The sequence below is a fragment of the Ruegeria sp. YTSC003 genome (genome assembly GCF_059609785.1).
Genome location: NZ_JBXWMK010000001.1, coordinates 499302 through 517820, shown reverse-complemented (window position 1 = coordinate 517820; position 18519 = coordinate 499302). Strand labels below are relative to the sequence as shown.

The following is an 18519-nucleotide window of genomic DNA, read 5'->3' as shown; positions in this document are numbered from 1 at the left end:
GCCAATCTACGAAAGGCCGCTTTGTCCGCAAAGTTGGAATTGCAAAGTTTGGTTTTGAAGGTCTGCTTTGGGCTGTCTGCGGTCCTCCGGTGAAAGCGGGCCAATGGCGGCAAAGTCCGCACAGCAGACATTGGGCGGACTCCTCTGAATGTCTACTTTGAGCCCGAAGCGGGCGTGACATAAACCCCTCTAACCGTCTAAGATCGAACGAACAGCGCAGGCTCCAATGCGGCAATTCAATATCTACCATTGGCAGGTGAAGCATAACACATTTCTGGAAACTGTCTTCGATATTTGCCTTCTACCTTGGCGGATTGAACGCTGTTCTTGCGAGATTTGCGGGTACGTGTACTCAGGGTGATGCGGACCGATTGGCTGGTGCGGCTGTCTCAGCCGGGCTGTACTGTATCGCGTTGATTAGCTTATATTTCACCACTCAAAGGCGCGTTGTGTTGCTAGGAACTCTACCACTCTGGCCGATATGGGTTTGGCAAACCGTTTTCACGTATCAACTCAGTATTTCCCTACTGGTGAATGGTCAGACGGCCTGTACTTTTTTGGAAGGAATGCCATTCCCGGAAAGCGGGAATGAGGTGTTCTTCTCTGCGATGTGGGTGTTAATGACATTCACTTTGATAGTTGGAGGGCTATGTATCTGGGTCTCGCAGAGGCAAAATGCGAACGGCAACTAAGTCCGCAAAGCAGACGTTCACGACAAACCACCGAACGTCAAGAATAGAGGCAAACACGCCTTACGGCGCAAACAAAAGCTTTGTTGTATCATTTAGCAAGGGTTCCGTTGCAGCGTTAGATCGCTGGATTCAGCCTAATGTATACATGGAAGGAAAAGACGGGATTGCCGACTAAGTCCAGGACCCGGCGTTACTGCGCCGCAGTATAACTTGCCGAGGCTGTTCGTATAATTAGTCAGACTAACCTTCGACGTTCTGGCTAGAACCAGCATTCAACAGCATGACCTCACTCACGATAAGTGATAGCAATTCTAGTCGTCGCTCATTCAATGGGCCGTTGTCTATCTGCTGACCCTTTTGGGCCAATTGATACCCATCCAAAACTGCCTGAGAAACAAGGCCCAAAATTGCGTCGTTGATGGTTTTTAGGTCGATGTCTGGTAATTGCACAGCCATTGCGCAAACTAACTATTTTTGAACGCGCGCCCGTATTGGGTGCTGTACGACGCGATCCTTGCACGTCCCAGTTTCATGCGGGCTGCGTAGATCAAAAATTCTCCCACCACACGAGTGCCCACTGCTTTATCCGCGAAAAAGATGGGGCTGTGTTTATCGAAATCAGCCTGGGATATTGTTGTAGGAACCGCCATCATGTCCCGTTCCGCGTCCGTTGCGCTTCGATAGGCATTATAGAATTGCGATTGCGCGGTGCCGGACCTGAGCGGCGAAGGAAAAAACTGGGCTGGGAGAGTTAGGCCGGAAAAGCTGCACCGTGCATGTGTTCGCTCAGGTTCTAGATCAGGCTGCCTTACGCCCAACTGCAATTCGACACGCTTCAGTCGATCGTCGATTGCCTGGATTTTGTCGACAGTGTTGTTCGAGGTGGGGTTTGTGCGTTGTAAGGTGGCGGGCAATGCTTCGTTGTCATTGAAAAATCCGGAGTTGATCTTTCTTGTGGCGTTATCTGGAATGCTCATTGGATCCGTTGCCTTTTCGCTAGTGCTTCACTTGATAAGATCCAGAACCGCTTCCTCTAGCGCATTGATCCGCCCTACAAGGTTTTGATTTGCGCCCTCTAGTTCAGCGATTTTGTCCTGGCAGGAATTGATGGTTTTGGCAGCAGAAGCGATTTTCTGTTCGGATATGTCCAAACACTCCTTATGATTAAAAAGTGTTTCAAAGACCGCCCCATCTTTCGCCAAAAGCTTCTCCAGTCTTATTTGACTCTGGGTGATATTTTTCACCTGGCCGTTAATCTTCAAGCTGTATTGGTAAGCCGAAAGACCGGGCTGTTGCCGGGATGTGTCTGAGACCACTAATTCTCCATCTGTACCGGACGGCGATGCAGTGGGTGATGTGCGGAGGGCTTTGCGAATGGACATATTTTCTTTTCGGTTGTTCGGAGTCGATTTCTCCTAATTCTACCCCGAAAGTTGAATTAAGCGTTACAGAATTAATTCTTCGGATATTTTCTGCTCTAAATATTAGGAAATAGGAGGCGAATTTGGTTTTGGTGTTGGAAAGGCAGCCTTTAACCCGTTAAACGCCTGCAGCATTCATTTTTTTGTTCGATTTCTCTGGCTTCGAATGGCATTAGGCGAGCAGCCCTTTGTCATCCTCCACAGCAGCCATCTTCCGATGAAACTCTGCGTCCCGTTCGGTGGATTTCGCGCTGTCGATGCCGCGCGTTGCGATACCCATTCGGCGCATCATCGAACCTTGTTGCTGTTGCAGCTTAATCAGGGCTGAAAGGGCAGGATTGGCGACCTTCTGACCTTGGGAGCCAATACCAGTGGTTCCTTCCACCGCGACTGCCTCTTGCGCCTCCATAATCGCATCTTCCAACAGGCATATTTGACAGAGAACGCGCACGTCAGGATTCGACCATTTGTCGTAGGGTCGTGCTTTCAGATATTCGTAATAGGTGAAATAGGTGCTTTCTTTAAACCGTTTTGCGTAATCGGATGGTGGTTCTGGTGCTTTTGCATTCATTGATTTATGTAAAGTTGTGGGCTTGTGTTTCGCTGGCATTTTTCTGCTCTCCAATTTCCGTTAGTTTTAGAATATATATAGGGAATTAGTGCTAATCAGTTACAGAAAAATTAAACTACCAGAATCAGAAAATTAATTAATTTATTGCCTATCTATTTTAATGTTTGACAGTGATTAGGCGAGGCCAAGGGGGGTAAGCGCATTGGGGGGTTCGCCGGGCTTCTGTGTGCCATTATTTTTGACTGCCCCCGCCCCAAAACATATCGCCCAATAGGATATGAACCGAAGGGTGTTCGATTATTCTGTAGCGGATAACATTTATGTAATGATCGTTCGTGGCGACTGGATATGACCGACCGCTTGATGGGGTTGCCGATCTACAAACATTGCGAACTGGCGGGGGCGCAGGAGCGCAGGATGTGGTCTCGCGTATGCGTGCGTGCGTGTACGTATATACGTTGGGGAGGTTTGCCGGGGCATTTCCGGATAGGTCCGTTGAGCTTTTGTTCCGGTGGATGCCGCCCGTTCACCCTGAGAACTGATGAGCCGATATAACGCCGTAGGAGGGGCGTTATGCGCTCGTCAGTAGGTCGGTCTGCGAGAAGGCTGTACCGTCTAAACGGCGTGGCGAGGTTTGGGGGCTTCTGGGTGATCGAAGGCTAGGCAGGGGTGACGGAAAATATTTCCGTCACGGGTACTGCGACGGGTGGCCGTTGCCGGGGGAAATTATCGGGGCAACCTATACGCTATAGGTGATGGGTGCCCCCCTGAGAAACCTGTTTACCCAAAAGCGATAAGAGCAATACGGTAGAGGCGGCAACCATAACAGCCGCCATTGAACCCGTCGCTGGTCGTCTCCAAACCCCAGTGGCGGGTTTTTTATTTCCTGCCCAATATCGCATTTCCCGTGTTTCCCGGACCAAGAAAGTAACTGGGGAAATCCAAAGTCCAACGAAACCAATGCGTTAGTAATATCAGTTCCCGAGTTTCCCGAGTTTCCCGAGTTATTTTAGATTTAGATTTATATATAGGGGTGTGTGAATAGATATATATGCATTGTATATACTCTCTCTATACTATATTTGGGGGAACGTGCGAAAACTGGGGAAACTCAAGAAAATATGACGCTAACTCGGGAAAAAACCCGGGAAGCTGGCGGGGAAACACGGGAAATTTCCGGCTTAGAACTGAGAAAAGCGACCATATGGCCGCCTTTCCTCAATACTACCGCGTCTCATATTGGCGCGTAAAGAGAAATCAATACGGTTCGGAATTTTGGGCTTTCTTTTCTGAAGTCTTGATACCAATGACCTGCCCCCGACCATCTTTTTCCAGAATTACACGCGGCAAATCTTTTACAGCTTCACCTTTAGGGCTTCGGTAGAACCCTCTGGATGTCCGTTCACCGTCAGTCGGAATTTTCGTTTCGACATAGCCCAACTTTTGGAACTCACGCTTGTAATCCCGAGCACGGTAATTCTCTGGAGGGTTCGGAGTTGGGCGGCCCAAAATGATCTGGTGCAATTCGCCAACCGTCAACCGACCGTGAATAGCCCAATCGTCGTCAGGTCCACCAAACAGCTCGTACAGCCGCTGCGCATCCTCATTCGGCATCATCCGCTTTTCCTGTCGCTCGGACAATTCGGTTTTCAACTCATTGGGCAATCGTCGGTCGTGGCGTTCACCACTCCGGTATCGTTCACGAACCTCAGCCCAAATCTGAGGCATATCAATCGCCAGCCGATCACAATCAAGCATCCCATTGTCCCCAACCCGGATCATCCAATAGCGCCGATTTCCCGTTGGGTCAGTCAGGTATTGGCCCTCATTGATCGAACCCGCCAACATAAACCGCCGTTCCACATCCTGCGCCCGTCGCCCGTAGGACATTCGGCTGCGCTCAATCTGTCGGGTAATGAAGGCCTTCTTTGCATCGTCATCCCTTCGACCTTTCGCAGCCATTTCCGCAATCTCAATGATCCATTTGCCTTCGGTCTGCTCCATCACCACCTTGGTTTCGGCCTTAAAGTCCAGATTGTCGGTGAAGAACTCAGGCCGCAGCGCGATTGTCCGAAGTAAGGTTGATTTCCCGCTGTCTTGGGGGCCTTCCAGTATCGTAATGAACTGGACTTCTCCCCCCGGATTGTAAACGCGGTCCATCGCAGCGAACAGGAAGTTTCGACCAATCGCAGCGTTTAACGGGATGTCTTCCGCGTGGGCATAGTCGATAAATATCCGGTCAGCCCGTTCGACCCTATCCCATTCCGGCAACCCTTCGATTAACTCTTTCAGGCTGTCGTATCGGTTTTTATTGGCCAGGTATGAGATTGTGGTCCGCAGCTTCGTTTGGGAGATTTCCAACTGGTATTTCGCGCCCAATAGCCCAACTAAGACCTGTTCTTGTTCGGTGTCGAAATTCTCAGTGCCGCAAATCCGATCCAAACCCGCAAGTGTCAGGTTTCGCGTAAAAGTGTCGAAACGCGGAATAAGACCCTCCAAACCCAAAGCCTTAGCAACATTGTGGGTCGATTTCGGGTCTTTCGCCCCAATTTTGTCTTTCTTCCATTTCTGGTTGTCGGCGTAAACCTGCGTTTTGGCGCGGTCGATGTTCCGGTTCACATAATTGAGCGGGTAGTTCTGTTCGTAGATGTGGTTCGAAGGCCACCAATCCTCATTCAGTAAGACATACCGCATTTGGGCTTCGGTGAATCCGTTATCCGCCAACCGGCAAGCGACAGCCCACACGTATTTCGACCGATCCGCACTATTCTCATTCGGACCACCCTGAACCAATCCCCGAACATCCGCATTGGTCCGTTCTTCGATCTCATCCAGCGTAACAGGGTCCGTGTCCGCGTCATCATAACTGATATTGGATTTTTTGGGCCTAGATCGTTCAACCGTCAGCCGCCCAAAATCCTCCATAGAGTAATCCAAAGACGGGTCAGACCGCTTTTCGAGGTACATTGCCTGTCGCGGCTTATACCCCGCCTTCAGCTTTGTCTTTGTGGGCCAGTTTACAGTTCCCGGCGCACGGAAAATCCGCTCAATGTTAAAGCAGCTATCCCCTGCTTTCCCGGCCCAGTCGCGTTTAGCCAGCCAATTGTTCGCCGCCTCAATGTCGGCAATCGTTTCTTCGTGTCCTTCCTCACCATACGGTGGAATTTCAATTTCCTCCGCCAACCGCCAGAACGCCCAAAACCCGTTCCCGCTGTCAACGATATGAGTGGGCTTCGGCACCCCGTCCGGCAGGTTTTCCGTAAGCGACAACAACAACTCGTGCCGCGCCTTTCCCCAATCGTCGGTCTTTTCCGGGTCCAGATCGACCCAGAGGTGGGTAACAGCCTCAACATCTTCTTTCTTGGCTTTCGATGTGACGCTGCTTCTTAACCGGGCAGCCGACAGGTAGATGTTCCATTGCTTCGTGGCGTCATTGGCCCCGGCTTCGTTAACAGGCCGCAAGTTACGGTGTAGAGTTGTCGCGGTATTGTGCCATTGGCATAACGGAGGCCCACCCGCATCCCTTATCCGCGCAGTGTAAACCGGGAACTCAGGCGAAAAGGTTTCCAGAAAGGTTTGCAACTCTTGCGGCTTGTATTCGTTGTTTCCTGAAATCGGCGTCACTTTGGGCGATTGTTTTTTGTCAGCCATACCTGTTCCCTTCCTTTTTCCAGAAAGGACAGGTATTCTTACCCAATCCTTCCCGTCCGCTGGTTTAGCGGCCCACGCGACGGTGGGGTTTCAGTGTTCTCGACCCGTTGGCTTCTTCCGGCTGGCGGGTCGTTTTTTGTCGGGGATTGGCTTTCGGCAGTGCTATCCTTCCAGTTTCACACTGTCGAAAATCAACCGTCACCCGGCCTTCGTCATCTGTTGCCCTCCAAATTCGGCAACGTCGCGCACTTCCCTTTCATTGATCTCCTTCAGCAACCGCGTGATCTCAGTTTTGGGGATAATGACGCGCCGCCCAATGCGCATTCCGCGTACAAACCCCTGATCGAACATCGCCTTCGCACCATCTTTCGATATGCCCAAGGCTTTGCCGAATTGGACCAACGAAACGCACAGGGTTTCGATCCCTTCGGTGTGGTTGTGATTTCCCATTATTACCTCACATTTTGCTTACGATTATTGATAGTCGCTTATAAAGCCTAGTGGCTACAGTCGCCTAAGTCGAATGAAAAATAGACGTAACACACTGTAAAATAAGTACATTAAATACAACCTAACAGTAGGTATTATTTTCGTGTAGAACCTTGCGCAGATTAGTTCTTATTATCTACAATGTAACAGTAGAGAAACGGACGCAGAATTAATGGCTTACACGATACGGAAAGAGACGCGGCGGGATGGGGTCTATTACTTGGCCGCTTGGCGGGCGAAGGACGTCACCGGACAATCGAAGGTCCAATATGAGCGGTACACTGGACCGGACGGAAAGCGTGGAGCCCAAAAACTGGCGACGTTGCGCGAAGCTGAGGCATCGAATCAGACGGTGGCGGCCAACCGCAATCTGACCTTTTCCGACTACATCCTGAACACCTGGCTCCCGCGCAATACGCTGGGACAAGCCTATTCGACCAAGTACAGCAAAGAACGGATCAGCCTAGACCTGTCCGAGATCATCGGAGACAAACCTTTGGGCGAGATCACCGCGTTCGATTTCAGCGACGTTCAAATAAAGCTGTCCGAACGGGGGCTGGCGACTTCCACGATTGGCAACGCGATGAAGGTTCTGAAACGGGCGATGCGGGATGCATATTCGTGGAACCTAATCGACAACCGACCGTGGGAGGGAGTGAAGCCTATAAAGCAGCGGAAATCACCCCCAAGAGTAGTGACCCGCGAACAAGCCCTGAACGCCGAAAAACTTCTGCGCGAGGGTGGCGACGAATACAGTGCTGATCTTGTCCTGATCCTGACCTACTCGGGGATGCGTCTATCCGAGGCTTTGGGGCTGCACTGGGAGGACATCGACTGGGACCGGGGAACCATTCGGATTTGGCGAATCACTGCCCGAACCGACAGCAAGGAGAACCGGATACAGGTCGTGGAGACGCCCAAGACGTCAGCCGGCAACCGAACTCTGCCATTGCCCAAAGTGGTATTGGAAATGTTAGAACGCCGCCGCGCAGCTTCGAACCACTACCTTGTGTTTCCGGACCCCAAAGGACGCCCAATGTATTCGAGCACAGCGACGAAACCAATCAGTAGGACATTCCGAGATTTGGGCATTCGGGGAACAGCTCACGGGTTGCGTCACGGCGCTATAACATTCATGCTGGAGCGCGGTATGCCTTTGAACCAAGTATCAAAACTGGCCGGGCACGAGAGCAGCGACATTACCGCAAAAGTGTATCTTGCTTGGGCAGACGACAACGCCGCAATCGACGCGATGCGCATTATTATGGAAGAGTAATTTGATGGATTCAGGTTGGTTAAAAGCATTAGAAATGCCCGCCCGGATCACAGGCGGGTTATTCGCGGCCTGCGTTGCTATCTATGCTGCTGACAAGGTTGGTGTCCTTAAGCTTAGTGACATTGGTGCGTGGGTCAGGCCGCTGGTTTTCATCTTCGGGGTAGTAACAGGGTTTCTCTTCTTGGCTTCTCTGATTGATGCAGGTTGGAAACATATCTCTGAAGCAAGGCAACAGCGGAAAAAGAACAAAGACAGGGCAGAATGGGAAGCAAAGGCGCTGGAACACTTGGACCAGCTTTCCGATCAAGAATTGTATATGGTCTGCGAAGCAATCAGAGCTGGCTCTCCATCAATCCAGTGTTGGGTTTATATCCCGGCTGGCACTCAACTTGTGTCCAAGGGGTTGCTGATCAAGCACGGCGGGCAATTCCTGGAAGACAATTGGCCGTACACGTTTAAGGATTTCGCTTGGGCCGAGATTGAAAAACGCAAGGATGAGTTCTTGAAAAAAGAGGCGGAAGCTCAAGCTGCAAAAAAACTGGCAGAGCGCAGAGGGCGCAGATAAAACAGTAAGCGGCTGTAAGCGGGTTTGCGGTATTTTAGGGATTTATAGGCTATGTCGTTACACTTTATCTAATGAAATCAATGGCATTTGAAGGCAGGGCCTTTCGCGAAGAACTAATTTTCGCCGACACCCAGAATTCCAGGGCCGCGCAGTTTGCGCGGCCCTTTTTTGTTTGGTCATGTGACGACGCGTATTGGGTTTGACGGCATGTCCAAAATTTGCGTCTCGGGTTTTCAAAAAGTATCAACCGAAGTGCCTCAGCAGAACGCCCGCATTGGGTGGGATGCTGGAATTCACGCTCGGCTTGCACAAGCTGCATTTCGAATTGAACGCGTAACAACCTACGAACAGCCTTGCAGCCAAATCACTGATCAAGCCCGCCGAAGGCGCTGAGTCAAATTGGCAGCGGCCTGCTTTCGGCGATGGCCTCCATCGCAAAGTACGAGGTCACACTGTCCAGTTCGACCTTGTCGATCAATCGCTGATACACCTTGTCATATGACGTCATATCTTGTGTGACGACTTTCAACTGATAGTCATAGTCGCCACCAATGCGGTGAAAATCCACCACCTCGGGGATGGTCAGGACATGGCTTCGAAAGGCTTGCAGCCATTCCGCCGAATGGTGCCGGGTGCGCAGCATAACAAAGACCACAAGGCTCAGTCCCAATTTCTCGCGGGCGATCCGAGCGGTCGAACCGGTAATGACGCCATTTTCGTTCAACGCCTTCAGCCGCCGCCAACAGGCATTTTGCGACAACCCGACTCGGTCTGCCAACTCACGCTGCGACAGTGTTGCGTCTGTTTGAAGTTCGCGAAGGATACGCTTGTCAATTTGATCTAGTTTTTCGGCCATATCGAAGCATATGACACGAAATTTTAGAAATCTACCAAAAGAAAGGTGAAGTTTCTGTATCCTCATTCAATCATATTTGGTAGTGCAATACGGAGAACCAATCATGACCTTGTCCAAATTTCGCGCAGACCTCCAATCCACCACTCGCAATTCAACCCTGCGCGAAGGGCTGATCGGAGAGAATGTTCTGATCCCCGGTCTGAATGGGGACGTTCCGCTGGTTTACGCGGACTACGTCGCTTCCGGTCGTGCGCTGCAGCAGGTAGAGGATTTTGTCGCCCATGAGGTGCTGCCTTTTTATGCCAACAGCCATACCGAGGCCTCCTATTGCGGGTCTTACATGACCCGTCTGCGCCGCGAAGCGCGCGCGGAAATAGCCCGCATTGTTGGAGCAAAGGAAGACGACGCGGTGATCTTTACCGGGTCCGGCGCCACTGCGGGTCTTAACCGGCTGGTCAGTTTGACGGGAATTGAGGGGGCTGACCGGCCGGTTGTTCTGATCGGGCCGTATGAGCATCATTCGAACATCCTCCCTTGGCGGGAAAGCAAAGCGCAGGTCATCGAAATTCCCGAAGCGCCCGAAGGCGGCGTTGATCTCGGTGCACTTGAACGGACATTGGTGGACAATGCAGATTCCGATCTGATTGTCGGGTCTTTTTCCGCCGCCTCTAACGTAACCGGTATCATTACAGACCCGGACCCGATCACGCGGCTGCTCAAGTCTCATGGCGCTGTTTCGATCTGGGATTACGCTGGTGGTGGACCATATTTGCCGATGGACATGGGGCCAGAAGATGCGCGCAAGGACGCCATCGTAGTATCCCCGCACAAATTCCCGGGCGGCCCGGGCGCGTCCGGTGTGCTGATCGTCAATCAGAACGCAGTTCGCCGCACTTGCCCAAGTTGGCCTGGTGGCGGCACTGTCAGCTTTGTGTCGCCCTGGCGCCATGACTACAGCGAGGATTTGGCCACGCGAGAAGAAGCCGGAACACCCAATGTGATCGGAGATATTCGCGCCGCGCTGGCCTTCATCGTTAAGGATGTCGTCGGCACGGATGAAATTGCTGAACGCGAAGCCCGGTACAATGAAATGGCATTGAAAGGGTGGGGCGACAATCCGAACCTGACTTTGCTAGGTACTGAAAACCCGCATCGTTTGCCGATCTATTCTTTCCTTGTGCGGGACAACTCTGGCCAGCCGGTGCATCAGCAGCTGTTTACCCGGATGCTCAGCGACATCTACGGCATTCAGGCGCGCGGTGGTTGCGCGTGTGCCGGGCCATATGCGCATCGCTTGCTGGATATCGACCGTGAGACGTCCGCTGAACTGCATGCTGCTTTGTCCGCAGGGGAAGAGATGAAGAAACCCGGATGGGTCCGCCTGAATTTCTCGTATCTTATGAGCGAAGAGACGGTTCAGTTCATCATCGACAGCGTCAATGACCTGTCCCACAGGACAGAAGAATTCGCCCCTTATTACAACGCCGACCCGGCGACCGCCCGCTTCAAAGCGGCGTGACGGAATTGCCGCTTTTCTCAACGCGTTGAGACGGGTATGAGAGGCTCCAACAACGGAGCCTCTTATGAACAAGATCACCCCGCAACCCGGCATTATGGACATCGCGCTCTATCAGGGCGGCCAGTCGCATGTGGCGGGGGTAGAGCATGTGATCAAGCTCAGCTCCAACGAAAATCCGTTTGGTCCCAGCCCCAAGGCGATCGAGGCCGTGCGCGGTAGTGCGGCGACGCTTCATCGGTATCCCAGCACCGACCACGCCAGTTTGCGCGCAGCGGTAGGCGCAAGGCACGGGTTGGACCCTGCGCGGTTAATCTGCGGCGTAGGCAGTGACGAGGTGCTGCAATTCATCGCCCAGGCCTATGCCGGGCCGGGCGATGACGTCATCTATACCGAGCACGGGTTTTCAATGTACCCGATCATCGCCCGTATGGCCGGCGCGACACCGGTGATGGTGGCCGAGCGCAACCGCCACGTGGATGTCGACAACATTTTGGCCGCCGTGACCGACCAGACCCGGATCGTGTTCGTGACGAACCCGGGCAACCCGACCTCGACTATGATCCCCGAGGCTGAATTGCTGCGTTTGGCCGAGGCATTACCCAAGACCTGCCTGATCGTGATCGACGGGGCCTATGCCGAGTTTGTCGAAGGGTTCGACGGCGGTGCATCGCTGGTAGACCGATTTAACAACGTGATTATGACGCGCACCTTTTCCAAGGTGTACGGTCTGGGTGGGATGCGTGTCGGCTGGGGCTATGCCGCACAGTCGATTATCGACGTTCTGAATCGGGTGCGCCAGCCGTTCAACCTGTCCTTGACCGCGTTGGCTGCTGCAGAGGCAGCGGTGAATGACTTGGAATTCCTGTCCTTCTGCCAGGCTGAAAACGCGCGCCTGCGGGTGTGGCTGTCGGAAGAACTGGACAAGATCGGGATTCCGTCGGATGCGTCCTGCACCAATTTCATCCTCGCCCGCTTTGCCAACCAGGCCGAGGCCGAAGCGTGTGACGACTATCTCAAGACCCAGGGTTTGATCGTGCGCCGCGTGGCGGGCTACAACCTGCCAAATGCCCTGCGGATCACCGTGGGCGACGAAGAAGCCTGCCGCCGCGTTGTTGCGGCCATCACTGCGTTCAAAGGGGGCGCCGCATGAGCCAAGTTTACGACCGTGTGGCCTTGATCGGGCTGGGCCTGATCGCCTCGTCAATGTTCTGGGCGATCAAACGCGCCGGGCTTGCGGGCGAGGTGACTGGCTATGCGAGGTCCGAGGCCACCCGCGAAACGGCCCGCCGTATCGGTCTGTGCGACCGCGTTTGCGACAGCGCGCAAGAGGCGGTCGAGGGAGCGGATCTTGTCGTGCTCTGCGTCCCTGTCGGCGCGATGGGGGCTGTTGCAAAGGAAATTGCGCCCGCATTGAAACCTGGGGCGACAGTGACAGATGTCGGCTCGGTCAAGCACCACGTTATTCAGGCCGTTGGGCCTGAAATCCCTGATGGCGTTCATTTCATACCCGCGCACCCGTTGGCGGGGACCGAGCATTCTGGCCCGGAATCGGGATTTGCCGAGCTATTTGATAACCGCTGGTGCCTGTTGGTTCCGGTCGAAGGCTCTGATCCGGACGCGATTGCCCGCCTGCGAGCGATGTGGGAAGGCATGGGCTCAAACGTTGATGAAATGGACGCGGATCACCATGATCTGGTTCTGGCCGTGACATCGCATGCGCCGCACTTGATCGCCTACACAATGGTTGGCGTGGCGGATGATCTGCGTCGGGTCACCGATACCGAAGTTATCAAGTATTCCGCTGCGGGGTTCCGGGACTTCACCCGCATTGCAGCCTCGGATCCGACGATGTGGCGTGACGTGTTCCTGACCAACAAGGAAGCGACGCTGGAGATCCTTGGCCGGTTTACCGAAGAGCTGTTTGCCTTGCAGCGCGCAATCAGAACAGGTGACGGCGAGCAACTATTCGACTATTTCACCCGTACACGCGCGATCCGCCGCGGCATCATTGACGCCGGGCAAGACACGGATGCGCCAGATTTCGGACGGGGGAAAACGAACCCATGACACGGGGCTGGAGAACCACTCTGATTGCATTTGCAGCGCTTTGCGCAGCGTCGACTCAGGCTGGTTCACTGGAACGCTCGTTAGTACCGTTGTCGCGGCCCGGCACTGTACTGGTCCCGCAACAGATCGTCCTCAGCAGCGCGGTGTTGCCTCAGCTGCCTCCGGCGACGATACGCCCGGAGTTGCGGCCAGCGTCGCCGCAGGTTTTGGCGGTCGCGGCCCGTCCCGCAGACCTGCCCCTGCTTGGACCAGACACATCGCTGAAGCCGTACCTGCGGCCCAAAGCCCTTGAGCAGGAGGCGCTGTTCAAAAAGCGTAAGTTGCGTAAGGGGTCGGTATGCGGCGACATCAATATACAGGGCAAGCCAGTCGGCACTGTACCGGGTAAGATCAAGGCGTGTGGGATCAAGGACGCAGTGCAGATCACCTCGATCTCGGGGGTGACGCTTAGTCGTCCTTCCACGATGGATTGTGGAACGGCTGTTGCGCTGAACAAGTGGGTTGAAAAGGCAGTCAAGCCGACCTTCAAGAGACGCGGGCCGGTGGTCCAGTTGCAGGTCGCCGCGCATTATGCGTGTCGGACGCGAAACAACCGTAAAGGCGCCCGTATTTCCGAGCACGGCAAAGGCCGTGCAATTGATATCTCGGCTTTCAAGATGGCCGATGGAGAGGTTGTGTCGGTCCTGAACGGGTGGCGCAAGAACCCGTCCCAAAAACAACTGGTCAAGATCTGGCGCGAAGCGTGCGGGCCGTTTGGCACTGTACTAGGGCCAAACGCCGACCGATATCACCGGGATCATTTCCATCTGGATACCGCCCGCCATCGTCGCGGGCCATATTGCCGTTAACGCAAGATCAGGCGGGGCGCAGGCCCCAGCGGCAACGGTCCAAGTGCCACGAAGCCGTCGCGGAAGTTCAATTGCAAGTCCAGCGCGTTTGGGTTTCCACCTAGTCCGGCCATAAAGTTTAGTGCCCGTGTCACAGGATCAACGGCCTGATCGGGCAGGGCGCCTGCGGCATTGGCCATGGCAATCATGTCGCGCCAGTTTTCAGCTTTGACCGCAATCTCGCCCGTTGGGATGCCCTGGTAGTCAATGTCGAGCTCACCCGCCGCAAACAAACGCAAAGCGCCCCATTTCATCTCGGCCAGGTTCAGGTCAATCTTCACCGGCTGCGGTCTGCCCTGTTCAAGAGCCGTACGATCCCACGGTTTGTTGAACGTGGCCGTCATGTCCAGTTCGAGCGTCTCAAACGCCTGCGGCAACGTGGTCGCAGACCGCATCAAATCGCGCAGACCATCTCCCGGGGTAAACCCGTCTATTCGAGCGCCGATGGCATAGGTTACCGGAATAGAGGTCTGTTCCATAACCAATGTCAGCGTATCGCCGCCAGCCAGCGCTTCGGCATCATCGGTGATCAACCATGAACCCGCGGTCAAAGCCATTTTTTCCAGCTCCAGCGCCACACCGGGTTGCAGCTGTAGCTCGGCTTGCAGATCGCTGGCTTCAATGGTCGCAGTCTGATCAAAATAGGACAGGCGCTGGGGCGTGTCGGCAAAGCGCAGCACCTGGCGCCCGGGCCAGATCGCAGGACTTTGGAACTCAATCCAATCCGCGCTCCACGCGGTGCCGTTGACCGGGTCTGCCAGAGCAGGACTGTTCAGGCGCGTAACGTGACGAAACGGATACCCGGCTGTTGAAACATCGGAAAAGTCCGCCTGCCAGCCTTGTTCCTGCTGATTGTCGAACCAGGCGGTGATTGCGTTGCGCAAACCGAATCCGGCAACGAACCAATAGGCGCTCCAGATAACCGTTAAGAAAATGACTACTCGTATTAGACCGCGCATGGCAGTTGGCCCTTTTTCCCGCGTTGAATTTGATGTTTATAGGCCGAAACGGGCAAGGACCAGAGCTATGACGATGTGGGTTTTTGGATATGGATCACTGCTGTGGAATCCGGGCTTTCCGGTCGCCCGCAGCGAACACGCCACATTGCATGGATACGCCCGGTCGTTCTGCATGAGCTCGATCCACCATCGCGGCACCGAAGAACACCCCGGCCTTGTGCTGGCACTGGATGAACAGGCCGATGCCAATTGCACTGGCTTGGCACTTTCGGTCGAGGCCGGCCATGAAGAGCGCACCTTGCTTGAGTTGCGCGAGCGTGAGCTGATTTCGTCAGCCTATGTCGAGAAAAACCTTGATGTGCATTTGAACAATGGCGAAGTCGTCACCGCGGTGACCTATGTGATCGACGCGGATCACGTCCAATATTGTGGCGGTATGCCATTGGAAGAGCAGGCGCAGATCATAGCACACGCAATTGGTGGGCGCGGTCCGAACACAGAATACCTGTATAATACTGCTGAACATCTGGCCGAGATCGACCTGCGCGATCCCGATCTTGAGTGGTTAGCGCAACGGGTGCGCAGCATTACCGCATAAATCCTTGGCGTACCCGGCGGATTTTGGCTAGATTCACGCCAGAGCAGGCAAGAACCGGGAAGTACGCGCATGGCGCAGGCACATCAGGGCGCGAGACCCCAATTCTCGCATCCCATCCGTCAAATTGTGATGATGTTGGTCGCAATTGGCCTGGCAGGCTTGGGCGTCTTTATGGCGCTGCCTTATGTGTTGCCGGTATTTCAGGCCAACCCGTACCTGAACGGCTTTATCATCCTGGTTTTCATAATCGGCGTTTTTGCCTGTTTCTTTCAGGTGACACAGCTGATTGGGTCGGTGCGCTGGATTGAAGCTTTTGTTGGCGGCGTTGTCCGCGAAGACGCGCGCACGCCGCAATTGCTGGCACCTTTAGCCTCATTGCTGCGCGAACGCGGTGCACGATCGCAGATCAGCTCAAGTTCGACCCGGTCGATCCTGGATTCGGTCGCGGAACGCGTCGAAGAAGAGCGTGAGATCACGCGCTATATTACCAATGTTCTGATTTACCTGGGTCTCTTGGGCACGTTTTTTGGACTGGCGACCACCGTCCCAGCCATTGTCGACACGATCCGCAGCCTGAACCCGCAAGAGGGCGAAGAAGGGCTGGCCGTGTTCAACCGCCTGATGGTGGGGCTTGAGGCCCAGCTACAAGGAATGGGCGTGGCATTCGGGTCGTCCCTTTTGGGCCTTGCCGGATCTCTGATCGTCGGTTTGCTGGAATTATTCGCTGGTCACGGCCAGAACCGGTTCTACCGCGAGCTTGAGGAATGGTTGTCCTCAATCACCCGTGTTGGCTTTGCCGCGGCTGAGGAAGGTGGGGCGGAAATTGCGGTTCTGACCCCAGTTCTGGACGCGATGTCCGAACAGATGGATGCGCTGCAGGACCTGTTTTCAGGGCATGAGGCTGATCGCGCTGCCGTTTCGGTCAAACTGGGCCAGTTGGTCGACGCGATTGGTGAGATGAATGTGCGACAGTCTGAATCCGAAGGGGTGACAGCCGCATTGGAGCGTGTGGCCCTTGGGCAGGACGCCCTGTTGGATCACATGCGTGATCAGGGCACGGGTGAAGGAATTGACGCCGAAAGCCGGATGCGCCTGCGGTCGATGGACGTTCAACTTTTGCGTATCCTCGAAGAAATTTCGGCCGGTCGTCAGGAAAGCATGAGCGAACTGCGCAAGGATATCGAATTGCTGGTCAAAGCTCTGACATTGCCCCGAGGCGCCGTGCGCACCGCTCCGGAAGGAGAGTAATCCATGGCTCTGTCCCGTCGCACAGGTCAGCGTTTTCAGGGCTCGGTTTGGCCGGGTTTTGTTGACGCGATCACCGGTTTGCTGATGGTGCTGACCTTCGTTCTGACCATCTTTATGGTGGTGCAGTTCGTGTTGCGCGAAACCATTTCCGGGCAAGAGGACGAATTGACCGCCCTGTCGGACGAAGTCGCAGCGCTGGCCGGGGCATTGGGATTGGAGGAGCGTGAGAATAGCCGCCTGGAGGCCCGTCTTGGCGCGTTGAACACGACCCTGTCGCAAACTGAAGATACGCTGGCGCGGGCCGAAGTGGACCTGGCCTTGTCGCAGGCACGTATCACGGATTTCGAGGCGCAGGTCGCCGCACTTCTGACGGATCAGGAGCGGGCGCGCGGTGCCATTGCAACACTGGAATCCCAGCGCGCCAAGTTGCTGGAGGACCAAGAGGCGCTGAACCTCGCACTGGCGCAAAGCCGATCTGAGATCGACGAACAGGCCGAAGCCGCCCGGCTGGCTGCCGCCCAACGCGAGGCGCTGGAGGCGTTGGTTGCGGATCTTGAACAAAGCGACGCGGCGCAATCCACCCGGATCAGTGAACTGGAAGAACAGATCAGTGCGGAAGAGGCCGCCAAGCTAGCCGAAGCTGCAGCTGCCGAGAACCTGCGCAACCGTCTGCAGGATGCAGATGCCGAGTTGACAGCAATGACACTGGCCTTGGAAGCACAGCGCAAAGAAGCTGAGGATACATTGACCCTGCTTGCCGCAGCACAAGCCGCCAGGGCCGAGCTTGAGCGCCAGTTTGGTGCGCTGGATGCGGAGGAGTTGCAGGCGCAACTACAAGCCGCTTTGGCTGCGCAGACCGAGGCGCAGGCCGAGGCACAAACGCAGCGCTCATTGGCCGAAGAGCGTGCAAACCTGTTGGCTGTGGCCCGTGATGCGATTTCAGATGAGAAAACGATTTCCGCAAAAGCGCAGCGAGAGACGGCGTTGTTGAACCAACAGATGGCGGCACTGCGCCAACAACTTGGCGGGTTGCAGGCGTTGTTGGACGACTATGAAGAACGCAACGCCGCTTCGGACATTCGAATTCAGACCCTGGGTCAGGACCTGAACGCAGCTTTGGCCCGCGCGGCCTCGGAAGAACGCCGTCGGCGTCTGTTGGAAGAGGCTGAGCGTGCCCGGCTGGAGGCCGAGGCCGAAGCTCTGTCTGGACAAAATCAGGAATTGGCGGCGCAGGCCGAGGACCTGCAGCGCTATCGGTCAGAGTTCTTTGGAAGATTGCGCGACGTCCTAGGGGATGAAGAAGGCGTTCGGATCGAAGGCGACCGTTTTGTGTTCTCGTCCGAGGTCCTGTTTGACACGGGTTCGGCCGTTTTGTCACCGGCCGGGCAGCAGGACATCGCCAAGGTGGCAAATATCCTGCGCAGCGTGGCGGCTGAAATTCCCGAAGGCCTGAACTGGGTGATCCGCGTTGATGGTCACACTGATAACGTGCCGCTGGCCGGTTCCGGGCGCTATCGCGACAATTGGGAACTTAGTCAGGGTCGTGCCTTGTCCGTAGTGCGGTACATGGTCGATGCGCTGGGTATCCCGCCGAGCCGATTGGCCGCAAACGGTTTTGGTGAGTTCCAGCCCGTAAACCCGGCAGACACCCCGGAGGCCCGGGCGCAAAACCGCCGAATCGAGCTGAAACTCACCGAAAGGTAACCGAGACACTCGTTAA

Annotated in this window: 17 protein-coding genes; 9 read left to right on the top strand and 8 right to left on the bottom strand. The window is 54.8% G+C overall.

The window, feature by feature from the left end; all coding sequences use genetic code 11:
* Window positions 1–932 precede the first annotated feature (932 nt).
* The 6 genes from AC2FFH_RS02585 to AC2FFH_RS02560 form a co-directional block, all read right to left on the bottom strand.
* Window positions 933–1148: a hypothetical protein gene (locus tag AC2FFH_RS02585; protein WP_496843670.1), complete on the bottom strand. Its 216-nt coding sequence runs from the start codon at window positions 1146–1148 to the stop codon at window positions 933–935.
* An 8-nt stretch (window positions 1149–1156) separates the two neighbouring features.
* Complete coding sequence (locus tag AC2FFH_RS02580; RefSeq protein WP_496843668.1) at window positions 1157–1669, bottom strand: hypothetical protein; 513 nt, start codon at window positions 1667–1669, stop codon at window positions 1157–1159.
* 27 nt (window positions 1670–1696) lie between these two features.
* Complete coding sequence (locus AC2FFH_RS02575) at window positions 1697–2074, bottom strand: hypothetical protein (RefSeq protein WP_496843666.1); 378 nt, start codon at window positions 2072–2074, stop codon at window positions 1697–1699.
* Between the two features lie 211 nt (window positions 2075–2285).
* On the bottom strand, window positions 2286–2723 hold the full coding sequence (locus tag AC2FFH_RS02570; protein WP_496843664.1) for a P27 family phage terminase small subunit: 438 nt from the start codon (window positions 2721–2723) through the stop codon (window positions 2286–2288).
* Between the two features lie 1218 nt (window positions 2724–3941).
* Window positions 3942–6335, bottom strand: coding sequence for a VapE domain-containing protein (locus AC2FFH_RS02565; RefSeq protein WP_496843662.1), 2394 nt, complete (start codon window positions 6333–6335; stop codon window positions 3942–3944).
* Between the two features lie 198 nt (window positions 6336–6533).
* A complete protein-coding gene (locus tag AC2FFH_RS02560) occupies window positions 6534–6785 on the bottom strand; it encodes a helix-turn-helix domain-containing protein (protein WP_496689516.1) in 252 nt (83 codons plus the stop codon).
* A 211-nt stretch (window positions 6786–6996) separates the two neighbouring features.
* Here AC2FFH_RS02560 and AC2FFH_RS02555 point away from each other — a divergent pair, with 211 nt between their 5' ends.
* The gene (locus AC2FFH_RS02555; protein WP_496843660.1) at window positions 6997–8100 is read left to right on the top strand and encodes a tyrosine-type recombinase/integrase; all 1104 of its coding nucleotides are present in this window, start codon (window positions 6997–6999) and stop codon (window positions 8098–8100) included.
* Between the two features lie 4 nt (window positions 8101–8104).
* Window positions 8105–8665 carry a hypothetical protein gene (locus tag AC2FFH_RS02550; RefSeq protein ID WP_496843658.1) on the top strand — a complete coding sequence of 187 codons (561 nt, stop codon included), beginning with the start codon at window positions 8105–8107 and terminating at the stop codon, window positions 8663–8665.
* A gap of 394 nt (window positions 8666–9059) precedes the next feature.
* On the opposite strand, the gene AC2FFH_RS02545 is transcribed toward AC2FFH_RS02550, so the two are convergent.
* Window positions 9060–9521, bottom strand: a complete 462-nt coding sequence (locus tag AC2FFH_RS02545; RefSeq protein WP_108859492.1) for an Lrp/AsnC family transcriptional regulator — start codon at window positions 9519–9521, stop codon at window positions 9060–9062.
* A gap of 103 nt (window positions 9522–9624) precedes the next feature.
* On the opposite strand from AC2FFH_RS02545, the gene AC2FFH_RS02540 reads away from it, so the two are divergent.
* The 4 genes from AC2FFH_RS02540 (at window position 9625) to AC2FFH_RS02525 (ending at window position 13955) form a co-directional block, all read left to right on the top strand.
* Window positions 9625–11040 carry an aminotransferase class V-fold PLP-dependent enzyme gene (locus AC2FFH_RS02540; protein WP_496769128.1) on the top strand — a complete coding sequence of 472 codons (1416 nt, stop codon included), beginning with the start codon at window positions 9625–9627 and terminating at the stop codon, window positions 11038–11040.
* A 64-nt stretch (window positions 11041–11104) separates the two neighbouring features.
* Window positions 11105–12190 carry a histidinol-phosphate transaminase gene (gene hisC / locus AC2FFH_RS02535; protein WP_496769126.1) on the top strand — a complete coding sequence of 362 codons (1086 nt, stop codon included), beginning with the start codon at window positions 11105–11107 and terminating at the stop codon, window positions 12188–12190.
* Window positions 12187–13107, top strand: a complete 921-nt coding sequence (locus AC2FFH_RS02530; RefSeq protein ID WP_496769124.1) for a prephenate/arogenate dehydrogenase family protein — start codon at window positions 12187–12189, stop codon at window positions 13105–13107. Before hisC ends, AC2FFH_RS02530 begins: the two co-directional genes overlap by 4 nt.
* Window positions 13104–13955 (top strand): extensin-like domain-containing protein, encoded by an 852-nt coding sequence (locus tag AC2FFH_RS02525; RefSeq protein ID WP_496769122.1) that lies wholly within the window; start codon window positions 13104–13106, stop codon window positions 13953–13955. Before AC2FFH_RS02530 ends, AC2FFH_RS02525 begins: the two co-directional genes overlap by 4 nt.
* Here AC2FFH_RS02525 and AC2FFH_RS02520 read toward each other — a convergent pair.
* Complete coding sequence (locus AC2FFH_RS02520) at window positions 13952–14953, bottom strand: DUF2125 domain-containing protein (protein WP_496769120.1); 1002 nt, start codon at window positions 14951–14953, stop codon at window positions 13952–13954. The two genes, AC2FFH_RS02525 and AC2FFH_RS02520, sit on opposite strands and share 4 nt — an antisense overlap.
* A gap of 67 nt (window positions 14954–15020) precedes the next feature.
* On the opposite strand from AC2FFH_RS02520, the gene AC2FFH_RS02515 reads away from it, so the two are divergent.
* From AC2FFH_RS02515 to AC2FFH_RS02505, 3 genes are all read left to right on the top strand, one after another.
* Window positions 15021–15551, top strand: coding sequence for a gamma-glutamylcyclotransferase (locus AC2FFH_RS02515; RefSeq protein WP_496843654.1), 531 nt, complete (start codon window positions 15021–15023; stop codon window positions 15549–15551).
* Window positions 15552–15620: 69 nt separating this feature from the next.
* Window positions 15621–16799, top strand: coding sequence for a biopolymer transporter ExbB (locus tag AC2FFH_RS02510; RefSeq protein ID WP_496769116.1), 1179 nt, complete (start codon window positions 15621–15623; stop codon window positions 16797–16799).
* A gap of 3 nt (window positions 16800–16802) precedes the next feature.
* Complete coding sequence (locus tag AC2FFH_RS02505) at window positions 16803–18503, top strand: peptidoglycan -binding protein (RefSeq protein WP_496769114.1); 1701 nt, start codon at window positions 16803–16805, stop codon at window positions 18501–18503.
* The last annotated feature ends 16 nt before the right edge of the window (window positions 18504–18519 follow it).